This is a genomic window from Flagellimonas flava (assembly GCF_900129665.1).
In the GTDB taxonomy this organism is placed as follows: Bacteria; Bacteroidota; Bacteroidia; order Flavobacteriales; family Flavobacteriaceae; genus Flagellimonas; species Flagellimonas flava.
This window is the reverse complement of the sequence record NZ_FQWL01000002.1, coordinates 70661-85190: the sequence shown is the minus strand read 5'-3', so window position 1 is coordinate 85190 and position 14530 is coordinate 70661. Positions and strand designations below refer to the sequence as shown.

Below are 14530 nucleotides of genomic sequence, written 5' to 3'. Positions count from 1 at the left end.
GATGGCAGCAAATTGAATCTGCCTTTTTGAGGGTCATCAGGACTATTTGAAATTACTCGGAATCCAGAGTCATAAGTCACCAGACTACAGTAACGGCTACAAAAAAAACTCGAGAGTTTGTTATCTGTAGGCCAAATATTAATGAAACACGGCTTATTGGTATTACCAATTCCAAAACATCAACCAGAATAGTGGTGACGATAAGCGGAGGGTCAAAAAAGGATTGGGTAAATCATACTGAATTGCCTTGGTTCAGAAATTAAAAAAGGTAGTATGGAATTATCAGAAGGTGTTTATTATTTTAAAGCAATCGATTAAAATAATGATGATGAAAGCTAATAATAGGTGGTATATTAGATTCCTGCCAGTAATGCTGTTAACCATACTGTGTATTTCCTGCATTCAACAAAAGCAACCAAAAGAACCTGACCCCTCACCTAATATTTTATGGATTTTCCTTGAGGATACCGCTCCCTTGTTAGGTGCTTATGGTACAACCCTTATTTCAACCCCAAATATTGATAGTCTTGCAAAGCAAGGTGTCGTATATACTAATGTTTTTATGCCTGCGCCGGTATGCTCAGCCAGTCGTTCCAGTATAATTACAGGAGTGATGTCAACCACTACCGGTACTCACAATCATCATAGTTCTAGAACAGAAGAATCCGCTATCTATTTACCAGATAGTTTAAAAACGATTCCGGAACTTTTTAAGCATGCAGGTTATTTCACTTTTAACAACGGTAAGGATGACTATAACTTTATGTACGATAGGCGGAATTTATACGCGCAGGACTATAAGTTGCATCCATTATATGGAAAAAGCGGAGTACATGTAAATTTGGATACGCTTAAAAATCTACAACCCTTCTTTGGTCAAATACAGTTAAAAGGAGGGAAGGAAATTTTTTCCAGTACATTTAAGAATACAATAAAGACTCCTGTTGACCGCTCGAAGATAGTACTGCCGCCATACCTGCCTAACCATCCCGTAATTGTTGAAGAGTATGCCAATCACCTCGATGCCATTCAAATTACGGATGAAAAAATCGGAGAGATAATTAAGGCCTTAAGAGATAATGATTTGTTGGAAAACACCGTGGTGTTCTTTTTTTCAGACCATGGAATGAGAATGACAAGAAACAAACAATTCTTATATGATGGAGGGTTGCAGGTTCCCTTAATCATTGCCGATTTCACCAAACGTATTGATAGGTTGGAACCTAGCACCATAAACGACAATTTAATAAGCGGATTGGACATTGGTACAGGGTCTTTGGCTCTAGCTGGGATTGATATTCCAAGTTATATGGAAGGTCAGAACATGTTCGATGATGCATATAAAAGAAACTACGTTATCTCCACTAGAGATCGTTGCGATTTTACTATTGACAGGATTCGTTCCGTACGCTCAAAAACGTATAAATACATTCGAAATTTTAAAACCGACAGGCCATATACACAGCCTACCTACATGGATTTTGATGACATTGAATTTGTAAAGGTGATGCATCAACTGCATGCTGACAAAAAATTAGATTCAATACAAGACAGATTTATGTCGGATGAACGACCAGAAGAGGAATTATATCATTTACCAAGCGACCCTTTTGAATTGAATAATCTTTCAAAAGAAACTAAATATGCCGAAGTGTTGAAGGAGTATTCCACTGTTTTGAATGATTGGATTCATGAGACCGATGATAAAGGGCAGTATCCAGAAGACGAAGGGAATTTGAAATTGATGTTGGGCATCTGGGGGCAGCATGCAGTGAACCCTGAATATGATGCTTTAAGAAAGAAATACCCCAACCTTGAGGGTTCTTTAGTTTCCTTAAAGAGTGCGTCCGCCGAATTGATTAGGGTTGATGACTAGTTGTCATGATTAATCGAGATACGATTTCAAATTAGAAGGGTTCTAGCAAGAAAATGGCCCAAATAAAAACGCTCAAGCAAGCTTGGTATTTTTTCGAATTGAACTATTTATTCGTGACCACGGCCAGTTCTAGCGGCAGCTAGGAATCCGAGGTTTTATAAGTTTTGAAACAACTTTACAAAATCTGTTGACCGACTTTTTTTCTAAAATGCTATTTACATCCTGCTTTATCATTATTAGATTATTCGGAAGCGTACTCGGAACGCAATTTGGCAATAAAAAAACCCATTGATATCAGCTTTATGAGCTTCATATTCAATGGGTTGTCCTTGTAGCGGGAACAGGACTCGAACCTGTGACCTTCGGGTTATGAGCCCGACGAGCTACCTACTGCTCTATCCCGCGATGTGGACGGCAAATATACGACGGTTTTTTCATTATTTCCAAATTATGACCAACATTCGGTAAATCCTTTTGGGCCAGTCCAACTTAAAATCCATAAATTCGGATTTTTACTTTATGGAAGCTGTTAACGATTTTCTATCGGCCATGTTGCCCTATACCGAATGGGTCATGCTTATTCTTCTGATTGGGGGAGGGCTGTTCCTGGTTTTTCAATCCAAATTTTTACCATATAGGTATTTTGGCCATGCCATCGCCATTACCGCCGGAAAACACGATACAGAAGGTGCAAAAGGGGATGTGAGCCACCTTCAGGCATTGTCGGCGGCTGTAGCAGCTACGGTAGGGCTTGGGAATATCTCTGGAGTTGCGATTGCTATATATATGGGTGGTCCCGGTGTTGTATTTTGGATTTGGATTACTGCACTTATTGGAATGTGCATTAAATTTTATTCCTGTAGCCTTTCCATAATGTTCCGGGGAAATGATTCAGAAGGAAAACTTCAAGGGGGCCCCATGTTTTATATTACCCAGGGCATGGGCAAAAAAGCGAAACCGCTGGCCACATTTTTCTGTATAGCCGGACTTTTTGGTTTTTTAGGTGTTTTTACGGCCAACCAATTTACCCAAACCTTCATGAATGTGGTTGATCCAGATGAAAGTTTGGCGCTTTTAGGGGATTTTAATTGGAAGCTGATTATTGGAATTACTCTGGCTGTTATTACTTCATTTGTCATTTTCGGCGGATTAAAGAAAATAGCAAAAGTGGCTTCGGCAATTGTGCCCTTTATGGTGTTGGTTTATTTTTTGGCCGTTTTGGTGGTCATGGTGAACAACGCAGCCGATGTTATTCCTTCTTTAAAACTAATTATCACGGAGGCGTTCAACCTTGATACCATGGTCAAAGGCGGTTTTTGGGGATTAGTGATTTTGGGAGTACGCCGCGCTATGTTTTCAAATGAAGCAGGTTTGGGAAGTGCGCCCATGTACCACGGGCAATCCAAAACCGATGAGCCGGTCCAAGAAGGTCTTGTAGCGATGTTGGGGCCTTTTATTGACACCATTGTTGTATGCACATTGACTGCTATTGTAATAATTTTGAGCGGAGCATATTTGGAGGCTGAAAGTAACGGGATATTGATGACCCTGATCGCCTTTAAAAAAACACTGTTCGGGTATGGTGATGTATTGCTGATGGTAATTGTTTCGGCATTTGCATTGTCGACACTGTTTACATACTCCTATTACGGGGTGAAATGTCTTTCATTTTTGACCAATGCTAAAATTGGGAAATACTACAATTGGTATTTTGTGGCAACTATTGTTTTTGCAGCTGTGGCATCTGTCGATTTGGTCATCAACCTTATAGATTTGGCCTATGCATTGATGGTGATACCTAATATGATAGCTGTGCTCTTTTTGGCACCGAAAGTAAATGAGGCAGCCAAAAGATACTTTTCAAAATTGAAGCATGAAAAAGCATAAAGCAGGGTTTGTAAATATTATTGGGAATCCAAACGTTGGGAAGTCCACCTTGATGAATGCCTTTGTGGGTGAAAAACTTTCCATTATCACTTCAAAAGCGCAGACCACTCGGCATCGTATTTTGGGTATCGTGAATGGGGATGATTTTCAGGTAATTCTTTCAGATACTCCGGGAATTATTAAACCTGCTTATGAGCTTCAGACGTCTATGATGGATTTTGTGAAATCCGCCTTTGAGGATGCCGATGTTTTGCTCTATATGGTGGAAATTGGTGAGAAGGCTTTAAAAGATGAGGCTTTCTTCAAAAAAATAGAAAATAGCGAGATCCCGGTATTGTTGCTTTTGAACAAAATAGATACTTCGGAACAAGAGGTGTTGGAAGAACAGATGCAACACTGGCAAGGCTTGTTGCCCAAAGCGGAAATCCACCCTATTTCGGCCTTGGAAAACTTCAACGTTAAGGAGGTCTTTGAACGAATTTTGGAACTGCTTCCCGAAGCACCTCCCTATTACCCTAAAGATCAGCTAACCGATAAACCGGAACGCTTTTTTGTGAACGAAACCCTTCGGGAGAAAATCTTGATGTATTACAAAAAGGAGATTCCCTATGCGGTTGAGGTGGAAACTGAAGAATTTATCGAGGATGAAGATATCATCAGAATTCGATCAGTGATCATGGTAGAGCGAGATACCCAAAAAGGAATTATTATCGGTCACAAGGGAAGCGCTTTAAAACGAGTAGGTGTGGAAGCCCGAAAAGATCTAGAAAAGTTCTTCGACAAACAGGTTCACATAGAGCTCTATGTAAAGGTTAACAAAAACTGGCGAAGTAACACTTCCCAACTCAAACGATTTGGGTACAATGGTTAAAATATTTTGAAAACCATCAGGCAGAATAATAATTACCGCCGAAGTCCTGCGATCAACTCCCTTACATAGGATTTAAGTTGGTCTGTCTGTGGCTGACCTTTTGCTCTTCCCAACCTTCCAAAGGCATAAAGGGTAAACCAGATGACTACCAGAAAAAACATGCCTACCAACCAAAAGGTGACATCATGCCCAAGCGAATAGTTGGAATAGGCAAACACTCCCAAAATTATAAATAGGGTGCCCACGCCAAAATGGAGAAACATAAAAAAAGTCCAAAGGGTTGGGTTTGGCCCAAAGACGCCATGTATTTTACTGATCCCTTCCTCGAAAGATGTGAGTTCCAGATGTAATTGGGGGGTCCAAAAGTTGGTTTGGGACTTTTTAAAACGAATGTAAATATGCTCATCAAGTCGTTTCACCAGAAAAGGATCAGGAACCGAGCCCTCAAAAATGGACTGTACACGCTCCAAATCCTCCTTAAAAGAAATTTCAAAACGGGGCCGCAAAACAATTTCATTGGTGAAGTCACTCATAAGTTGCTGACATTGATTAAAAAAGGTATCATTTTTTCTTCATAAATAGTGGTATTTTTGCCAAAATTTTGAGCGGATGGGAGCTATTGTAGCCATTGTAGGGAGACCAAACGTGGGGAAGTCCACCTTTTTTAACCGATTGATTCAACGTAGGGAAGCCATTGTAGATGCCGTAAGTGGGGTTACCCGGGATAGGCATTATGGAAAAAGCGATTGGAACGGAAAGGAATTTTCATTGATTGACACGGGTGGATATGTAGTGGGAAGTGATGACGTTTTTGAGCAGGAAATAGACAAACAAGTGGAATTGGCCATCGATGAGGCAGATGCCATTATCTTTATGGTGGATGTTGAATCGGGCGTAACGGGTATGGATGAGGATGTGTCCAAACTTTTACGAAAAGTGGACAAGCCCGTTTTTTTGGCCGTAAACAAAGTTGACAATGCCCAACGTGAGGCGGATGCAGTGGAATTTTATGCGCTGGGATTGGGTAATTATTATACACTTTCGAGCATAAACGGAAGCGGAACGGGTGATTTGTTGGATGCCTTGGTCAAGGTGTTGCCCGATGCGGAAGAAGAGGAAAGTGAACTTCCAAGGTTTGCCGTGGTGGGACGACCCAACGCAGGAAAGTCTTCCTTTATAAACGCCTTGATCGGGGAAGAACGATATATCGTAACCGATATCGCGGGTACCACTAGGGACAGTATCGATACCAAATACAATCGATTTGGATTCGAGTTCAACTTGGTGGATACCGCCGGGATCAGAAGAAAGGCCAAAGTAAAGGAAGATTTGGAGTTTTACTCCGTAATGCGTTCCGTAAGGGCTATTGAACATGCGGATGTCTGCATCTTACTTTTAGATGCGACCCGGGGCTTTGATGGCCAGGTACAGAACATTTTTTGGTTGGCCCAGCGAAATAATAAAGGAATTGTGATTTTGGTCAATAAATGGGACTTGGTGGAAAAAGAGACCAATTCCGTTCGTGATTACACCGCTAAAATCAAAGAGGTGATAGCACCATTTGACGATGTACCCATTCTTTTTATTTCAGTGCTGACCAAGCAGCGTATTTTTAAGGCCATCGAGACCGCTGTAGAAGTATACAAGAACCGCTCAAAAAAGGTGGTCACCCGCAAGTTGAACGATATTATGCTGCCGATAATTGAGCATACACCACCTCCTGCATACAAAGGGAAATACGTAAAAATCAAATTTTGTACCCAGCTCCCAACACCTTATCCCCAATTTGCTTTTTTCTGTAACCTTCCGCAGTATGTGAGAGACCCTTACAAGCGTTTTTTGGAAAATAAACTTAGAGAGCATTTTGATTTTAGCGGCGTTCCCATTACCATTTTCATGCGTAAAAAGTAGATTTTAGTTACCTGAGGCCGTGGCAACGGAAACAGGCTGCTTTAGACTATTGCCTTCTTGGTCAACTACTGTCAGGGTATAATCCCCAGGTTCCATGGGAAGAATGAGCTCATGAAAATTGGAGGTGCTACTCAAATAGGTCTCGTTCAAATACCAGTGAACCGTACTCTCTGCTTGCTGGTGCGCCAGTTTGAACACAACATCCTTGTGGCTTTTACCAATATCCTTTGGAATTAGGATTTCTTCATGAAGGTGGGGGTGGATAAACTGCATCAACTCATCCTGTCTGCCTGAGCATCCCGTTAGGTAGGGAGGTAAGGTCTTATAATTGGGATTGGAAGCAGTATAATAGTATTCTATCATTGGCGGTAAACTGAACCAACTTTTTTCCACCATGTCCTCCAATGGATAGCATGCCGAATTCACTTGATATGATTCTTGTGCATCCAAGAAAACTTTATGGTGGTAAGGACAGGTAGCACTTTTGATTCCGTTTTCGGGCATTTGTTCTTCTCTGGTATCGTCACAAAATACTGAGGCTCTATGGCCACTTTTGGTGCAAATCTCCAAGGTGACCAGGTCATCAAAGGGTTCCATGAACCAAGAACTTTGTGGTAAGGTAGCAAGTACATCAAATAGGATTGGTGCAGCAGCTGAAATGCCTACCAAACCGGGTCTGCCCTCCCCATCGGCGTTACCGGCCCAAACGCCTATGGCATATTTTGGGGTAACCCCTACAGCCCAGGCATCCTTGAAACCAAAACTTGTCCCTGTCTTCCAAGCTATGGGTTGCGCAGCATCAAAAAACTCCCAATTTTCATCTCCCTCAGGACGATTGACTTCCCGGAGTGATTTAAAAGTATGGTAGATGGAACCCGCGTTTAATGCGGGTGGCTCAAACTGATCTTTACCAAAATCTAGTTCTTTTTGAAGCAGATAGGTAGGTTCGGTAAATTCGTTTGTTCTATATGTACTGGAATGGTTCACAAAATAGTTTAGGGTGGAAGCGGTGGAGGCATATGTCTTGGTGATGTCCCATAAAGAGCTTTCAGCCCCTCCTAAAATAAGTGCCAAACCATAATGGGAGGCAGGTTTGTGGATGGATTCCATGCGCATTTTTTGAAGCTTGTTATAGAATTTCTGAAGTCCAAATTGACGCAAAAGCCTAACAGCGGGGACATTTAGGGAACGGGAAAGTGCCCTACTTGCAGGAACCGCTCCTACATGTTTTTTGTTGAAATTTTTGGGATGATAACCATTGATCACAGTGGGTACATCCGTAACCAAACTGTTGGGCAACAACTGTCCTTCGTGCAAAAGAGCAGAAAACAAAAATGGCTTTAACGTACTGCCCGTACTTCGATTTTTTGTGATAATATCCACATGATTGCCATGTTCTTCGGAAGCTGGTGAATTGCCCACATAAGCCAAGACTTTTCGTGTTTCCACATCCAATACTAGAATGGCCAGGTTATGGATGGCATTGCTTTTTAATCGATGATAATGTTGTTTTGCGATCTGGTTGGCCTGCAATTGCAAATCTCGATCCACTGAGGTTTTGACATGTTTTCCAGGGTGCTCCTTTTGAGCACGTTCAACAAGATGGGACGCAATATTGGGAAGGGGAATAGGTTTTTGGGGTAAGGGCTCCAGTACAGCCAATTCATAGGTGTCCTGGTCTATGATGTTTTTTGTTCGAAGTTTCCGAAGCAGCCTGTTGCGTTTATTTTTTAAGGCGTGGTCGTTCCTTCCTGGGAAAATCAAAGAAGGGGCATTTGGCAGAACTGCCAAGGAGGCGGATTGGCCCCAACTTAGTTCATGGGCAGGAATCCCAAAATAGCGCCAAGAGGCTGTTTCCAATCCCACAACATTGCCCCCATACGGGGTGTGGCTTGCATAAAGCCGTAAAATTTCATCTTTGGAATGCCTAAACTCAAGTCGCGTTGCCAGAAATAGTTCAATTCCCTTTTCCCAATAGGTTCTGGATTTGTTTTTTCGGCTCAATCGAATCACTTGCTGGGTTATGGTACTCCCTCCCCTTCGTGTGGCTTTGGTGAGATTATGTTTGATGGCTTTCCCAATTGAAATGGGATTGAATCCGGGATGCTGATAAAAGTATTCGTCTTCAAAAAGTAAAACGCACTGCTTAAAGCGAAAGGGTACGGAATCCAACTCTGGAAATCGCCACTGCCCGTCCATAGCTATTCGAGCACCTAACAGCGCTCCATCCGAACTACTTACCACTGTGGAGGTGTCATCCTCAAAAAGTGATTCGGGCAGACAAAAAATCCATACTACTATTATTAAAAACAAGAAACCCAACCCCATCTTAAACTTAATTCCGAGGTTTCTAAAGAAATTATATGTATTTCTAATAATGTTCATTCAGACATTATTGGGTAACTGTTATCCACTTCCCTTTGTTCCGGGCATAATAATTACCATCGTACATAGCCTCCGTTTGGGCACCCGGCAGATAATAATTTCCCAAAAAGGAAGCATTGAGTTTAACGGTGAAAGTTTTACTTTTTTTGGCACCCAGATCAAAGTACAAATGGGTGCGGTCGTCCCTTGTATCTGTGTATGTTATTGCCGCAGAATTATCCTGTCCAAAACCTGCATAGGAAGTATCCACAATTTCCCATCCGCTGGGAACTATTTGGGTCAGTGCCACATCACTGATAAAGTCATTTGAGCTATTAAAAACCGTGATTTGGGCTTCTAGTTCAGTTCCCTGGCGTAAAGAGCTGACGTCAATATTGTTTCCTAACGGATCCTTATATCGGACTGAAAGCCTAAGATTCCGTTGTTGTTCAAGTTCTTGTCCAATGGGTAGCTTACCACTTAAGGATAAGGTGGCGTAGACCCTATTTCCTTGATGGTTTTCTATGAGTAGTTCCTCGGTAGCCGAAACGATGGCAATAGGTCTTTGGGCAATGGCCCTATCTGTTTTGACATTCACAGGTTTTCCGTTCTGCGTGAAGGTCAAATCGAGGGACTTGCCTCCGTTTTTGGTAACCATTTTGGCCATGGCCAATAAGGCATAAGCGGTTTCTTGTGTGCTGTACCACTTTTGGGAGGACAAGTTTTTGGCGACGGATTCGGCCAATTGTCGCTGTTGACTGTTCCCAAGAATTACCATGGTTTCCATAGCCATCGCTCTGTTTCGGAAAACAGAACCATAGGTTCGGTAATTATAGGAGTTGGGTCTGAAATTAATATTGGCCACTTGGATCAGCTTGTTGGCGATTTCTTTTTTACCGACTAAGGCGTAGGCTGCTGCCAATCTCCATTTGGCTTCGTTGCTAAGATTCTTGGCCTCGCGTAAACGGTTCATGGCGGCCAATTCTGGTTGTTGGGCCAAAGCCAAGGTATATAATCGGTAAGCTTGGGCCATATCATCATTGTAACTGCTTTGCTGATTGCTCCATTGCCTAGCTGTATTTTTTTGGTATCTCAGCCAATTGCTCAAGAAGGTAAGGGGTAGTTGGTATCCCTTTTGTTTGGCTTCCAACATAAAGTGTCCGGCGTACGAAGTGCCCCAATCATTGGTGTTGCCGTATCCGGGCCAGTAGCTAAGCCCGCCATTGGGCAGTTGAAAATCGCTAAGACGACTTATAGCGGCCTTGATATTTTTTTCAACCTCTTTTTTTCTTTCGAAAGTAACGTCCAGCACATCGGCCAAAAACAGCTGTGGAAATGCGGCTGAAGTGGTCTGTTCCACGCAACCATGGGGATATTGCAATAGGTAGTCCATACGCTTGGAAAAATCCATAGGAGGAAGGGTAGAGAATTCTATAAATGCGGTGTTCGTGCCCGAAGTTCCAAACGGAGCAAAGGAAACAGTTTGGGATTGATTGGCCTCAACAACATATTGTGTATTCCGTGTTGTGATGGGATTTGGATTTTCCACATCGACTTCGGTGACACTGCTTGCACTTTCGCCGGCCCCTGAAACCGAGACCTTGATGGTCTGATAAGCTTTACTTGGATTTACCTTAAAACTGAAGTTTACGATTTGCTCACCTACTTCATCAAAGGATATGTTCTTTGTGGTCCCTTCAATGGGTTCCAAAGCTGCTCCGGTTTCAATGACCACCCTTACATCCTTCACCTTTTTTTCCATGGCAAAAATCGTTACGGGAATGGTTACTTGTTCTCCAGGGGATAATTTTCTTGGGATGGAGGTCAACACCATCAATGGTTTCCGTACCGGGGTTGTTTTTTCGGTATTGCCATAAGCACCTTTTGGGTTTCCTGCAACCACCATTGTCCGCACTGAGCCAACATAATTCGGCATTTTGATCGTGTGGTCCGCTTTTTCCCCAGCTTTGAGTGTAAATGGCCCCAAATAGGTCACTACAGGTTTGAAACGTTGCGCCTTTCGGTTTTTTGCGCCCTCACCAATACCGCCACCGCCAATGGCATAAATGTTGTCAACGCTGACTGAATAGGCGCCCATGACATCATCGAAAATATCGAAAGTTTTTACCCCTAACGCCTGACGGGCATAGAAGGAACTGTGTATATCTGGAGTCTTAAACCGTGTTAGGTCCAATAGGCCGTCGTCAACCACGGCAAGGGAGTAGGTCATTGGTTTTTTGTTGGCCTCCGAAACAGTTACCTCAAATGATTGTTCAGGCTGTAAGACCTCAGGCATTTTAAGTTGTGGTTTCAAGAAGGTAGCCGGATTTTCAACCAACAACGGTACAACACCATACAATCTGATGGGTAAATCGTTAGCGACCTGACCATGGGGTTGAAGCAATGAGATGTTCACATAGACATTTGGTGCCATTTCTTCCGTAATCGGAATCCGCGCCTGTGTTTCTCTAGTGGAGGTTTCAATCCACTGCTGTGAAAGAACTTCCGAACCGTTTTCTACACTTACCAAGGCTCGCGACCCCTTGTCTGAAGGAAAAGTGATTACAGCTTCTTCGCCCAATTCATATTTATCCTTGTCGGCGGAAAAAATTAGGATTTTGGAGCTTTCCGAGTCTCCCGAGGCAGGTCTTCGCCACCAATTGCGATAAAAATAGGCCGTCCTACCAGTAGCATGACCCGATACTTCATCCAACACACGAATGAGGAAACGACCCCCATCATCATCAGGAATGTTAAGGTCAAAACTTCCTTTCCCATCAGCACCCGTGGTAACCGACAACTCTTTATAGGGTCTGTGTACAGTTGCATTTTCATAGCGAGATAGATTGTCGTAACCTCTATTCCACCACCATCGCCATTCTATTTTAAACACTTGGACTTTCAATTTCCTGTTGCCCATGAGTTTTCCTTGCGCGTTTAGACTTACAACATCAAAACTGTTGTTATCATCTGTTAGGAACGAGCCATATTGTTTTGCCTTTGGAGACCTAAGTCCAATGAAATGGGAATAAGGAGCCACTTTTTTTCGGAATACATCTATGGAAAAATCGCCACCGCCCTCAAACACTTTGGTGGTGAAAATGGCTTCCAACATGCCGGGAGCCTTGGCATTCACATCTATTTTTTTGTTGATGTTCAAAACCCCGTTTTCATTCAAATTGGCATTTATGAACGGGGTTTCAATTTCATTGAAGGACCTTACGGGGTCATAAAAAGTATAACCATCGTATCCAGAAAATGCTGAAGTTGAATTCTGCAGCTTTGCATTAATATCCACCTTTAGATTTCGTGCTGGAGCCCCGTGCAGCCATTCCACCAAGGCTTTGCCTTTACTTATCTGATTGGCGGTTAGAATATCATCCTCAAAGTCGATGGCCACCTTTAAACGGTTGGGTTTGATGGTTGCAATTTTTAAGCTTTTATGGAATTGTGCTCCTCCAACCGAAACTTTGGCGTTCCAACTTCCTGTTGGAGCATTTGCCTTGGTTGGAATCGGGAAGTAATAGAATTTCCCCTCTTTTTTGGCATATAGCCCCTCAGAAACCTGTAGGCTTTCCTCGGTCAAAACACTTCGTTGAACCAGTTTGCCACGTGCATCGTTGACCTCCAAGGTTATGGGATGATTCTCAGGTAAAGGGTTGTTCCGATCATCGAGGACAAAGGTCAGGTGTACGGTATCGCCTGGGCGATGAACCCCTCTTTCCGTATATACAAAACCTTGTAGCCCACTTTGCAATTCCTGACCGGACACATCAAACTTGCTTAGGGAAAGAGCATTTCCGTCCGCTAGTTTGGCGTATGCATAGTTTTTCTCTTTTTCTGCCACTGCAAAGGCGAGGTTTTTTTCGCCGTCATAGATGCCAAATCCGGAGGCATCGGTTAGCACTTCGCCCAATAATTGTTGTTGAAAATTGTATAGTTTGATTTTGGCATTGCCCACGGGTTGTGCCGTTCGTAGATCTGTGGTCGTAAAATGATAGGTGCGGTTGTTCCCTTTCTTCACAATCAATCCCAAATCACTTCCCAAAAGATGAGTGTACGCAGTCCGATCCTCATTATAGTAAGCTTGATGACAAGGATTGTCCTGTTCCTCCCAGTTGTAGTTGTAGTTTCGCCAATAATATATTTCATTGTCCCAATAGCGTTCCTCCTGTGATTCTGCGCTAAAATCTACCATTTCTGTGGTAGGGTCATGGCCAGCTTCCTGTGCGGTGTCCCCACAGCCAAAAGTAGTATGCTCCTTTTGGAAACTGAACTCCACCCTATACAAAGATCCAGGGTTCACCTTGATCAACTCTGATAAGTCCAACGCATGGGCTTGCCAGTAGCTGGAATTTTCCCCTCTCCCAGTGGTCAACGGTATCACTTTGTAAGCTACCCTTCTGCCAACAGGCCTAAGGTCTGAGCGGTATTGCGGAGTTAGGTTGTTGTTTTGGAGATATTGGAGCATATTGTTTTCAAAAACCTGGATGACGCGTACTTCTACTGCCGAAAGGCTTACGGTCTCAAAATAGATTGGAGTGGAGGTCGCATTGGGCAAAATGGTGCCCTTGGAGATGAGTCTTACATTGGGTTTCAACTGTTCAAAAGAAACCCACTCGGAAAAATTGTTTTTTAACGTAAATCCATAGGCACTTTTTATGCCGACAAAGGCATTAATGCGTACCTCACCCAAAATGCGGTTGGAGGGATACACACTTAAAACATTGCCATTTATCTCATATCGCAAACTTTCAGCACCCTCAATGGTCACCAAGCCATTTAAATTCTGATTTTCTTTCAGTGGTTCCGAAAAGTTTAACGTAAGTGATGCATTGGGAGCAGTAGCTGTTTTGGCATTGACCACCACAAACTTGTTTAATCCCGGAATGGTATAGTCTTCGGAGCCTTCATTTTCAATACCCAGTACTGATCCATCCCAGCTTATCTGTAATGCGCTGTCATTAGTTTCGCGCGCAATGCTATCTATCTTGAAGCTGAAGTATTTGGAATCTTCGGAAGTATTTTCCCATACGACGGTATTTTTTTGACCACTCTGAGATGCCCTAAGCACTTGGTTGATTTTTGCCGCAGGTAACACATCCGATGCTTCCAGTGTCCCCGTAAGATACTGCCAATCTTTGCTATAGGATTGAAGGTTTCCAAGGGTAATTTTGAAATTAGGGGCTATGGTCTTGAAACCGAAGGTATAGGTCTTAAAGTCACGTTCAATGGCTTCAAAAAGTTTACTTAGGTGCAAGGTAACGGTATACTCGGTATCTGCTTTTAAGTATTCTGAAGGCTGGAAGGTGAGCTCCCTGCCATTTTCTATGGATAACTTACCAGAAACCTTGGGAGAAATTTCCAGATATTCGGATGGAAGTTCCTGAGTAAGCTCAAACTGTTCCAACTGTTCCGCTAAGGCAATGGTTATGGAGGTAGTCACACTTTGGTTGCCATGGGTATGGTAACTTATATAATCCTTGAACTTGAAAAGATTATCCGTTTCCGAAGAGGTTGTCTTTTTCTTACAGGAAATGCTGCTGATCAAAAGGATAGTTAGGAAAAACCGAAGGAATCTAGCCATCTTGAAATGGAATTAAATTGAACAATGCGTTAAC

Annotated in this window: 7 protein-coding genes and 1 tRNA gene; 4 read left to right on the top strand and 4 right to left on the bottom strand. The window is 42.7% G+C overall.

What is annotated here, in order from left to right; genetic code table 11:
* Positions 1-370 precede the first annotated feature (370 nt).
* A complete protein-coding gene (locus tag BUC10_RS06230; RefSeq protein ID WP_116465753.1) occupies positions 371-1876 on the top strand; it encodes a sulfatase family protein in 1506 nt (501 codons plus the stop codon).
* A gap of 332 nt (positions 1877-2208) precedes the next feature.
* On the opposite strand, the gene BUC10_RS06225 is transcribed toward BUC10_RS06230, so the two are convergent.
* Positions 2209-2281, bottom strand: a tRNA-Met gene (locus BUC10_RS06225).
* 114 nt (positions 2282-2395) lie between these two features.
* Here BUC10_RS06225 and BUC10_RS06220 point away from each other — a divergent pair.
* Positions 2396-3763, top strand: a complete 1368-nt coding sequence (locus BUC10_RS06220) for an alanine/glycine:cation symporter family protein (protein WP_073177391.1) — start codon at positions 2396-2398, stop codon at positions 3761-3763.
* On the top strand, positions 3750-4634 hold the full coding sequence (gene era / locus BUC10_RS06215) for a GTPase Era (RefSeq protein WP_073177389.1): 885 nt from the start codon (positions 3750-3752) through the stop codon (positions 4632-4634). Before BUC10_RS06220 ends, era begins: the two co-directional genes overlap by 14 nt.
* Before the next feature lie 32 nt (positions 4635-4666).
* Here the strand turns inward: era and BUC10_RS06210 are convergent, their stop codons facing one another.
* The gene (locus tag BUC10_RS06210; RefSeq protein ID WP_073177387.1) at positions 4667-5167 is read right to left on the bottom strand and encodes a 6TM ABC transporter family protein; all 501 of its coding nucleotides are present in this window, start codon (positions 5165-5167) and stop codon (positions 4667-4669) included.
* A gap of 76 nt (positions 5168-5243) precedes the next feature.
* Between BUC10_RS06210 and der the strand changes: the two genes are divergently transcribed.
* Positions 5244-6545 carry a ribosome biogenesis GTPase Der gene (der, locus tag BUC10_RS06205; protein ID WP_073177385.1) on the top strand — a complete coding sequence of 434 codons (1302 nt, stop codon included), beginning with the start codon at positions 5244-5246 and terminating at the stop codon, positions 6543-6545.
* Between the two features lie 3 nt (positions 6546-6548).
* Here der and pbpC read toward each other — a convergent pair whose 3' ends face one another.
* Together pbpC and BUC10_RS06195 are read right to left on the bottom strand one after the other, a co-directional pair.
* Positions 6549-8930, bottom strand: a complete 2382-nt coding sequence (pbpC, locus tag BUC10_RS06200; RefSeq protein ID WP_084732571.1) for a penicillin-binding protein 1C — start codon at positions 8928-8930, stop codon at positions 6549-6551.
* A 7-nt stretch (positions 8931-8937) separates the two neighbouring features.
* Positions 8938-14496: an alpha-2-macroglobulin family protein gene (locus tag BUC10_RS06195; RefSeq protein ID WP_073177381.1), complete on the bottom strand. Its 5559-nt coding sequence runs from the start codon at positions 14494-14496 to the stop codon at positions 8938-8940.
* Positions 14497-14530: the final 34 nt, after the last annotated feature.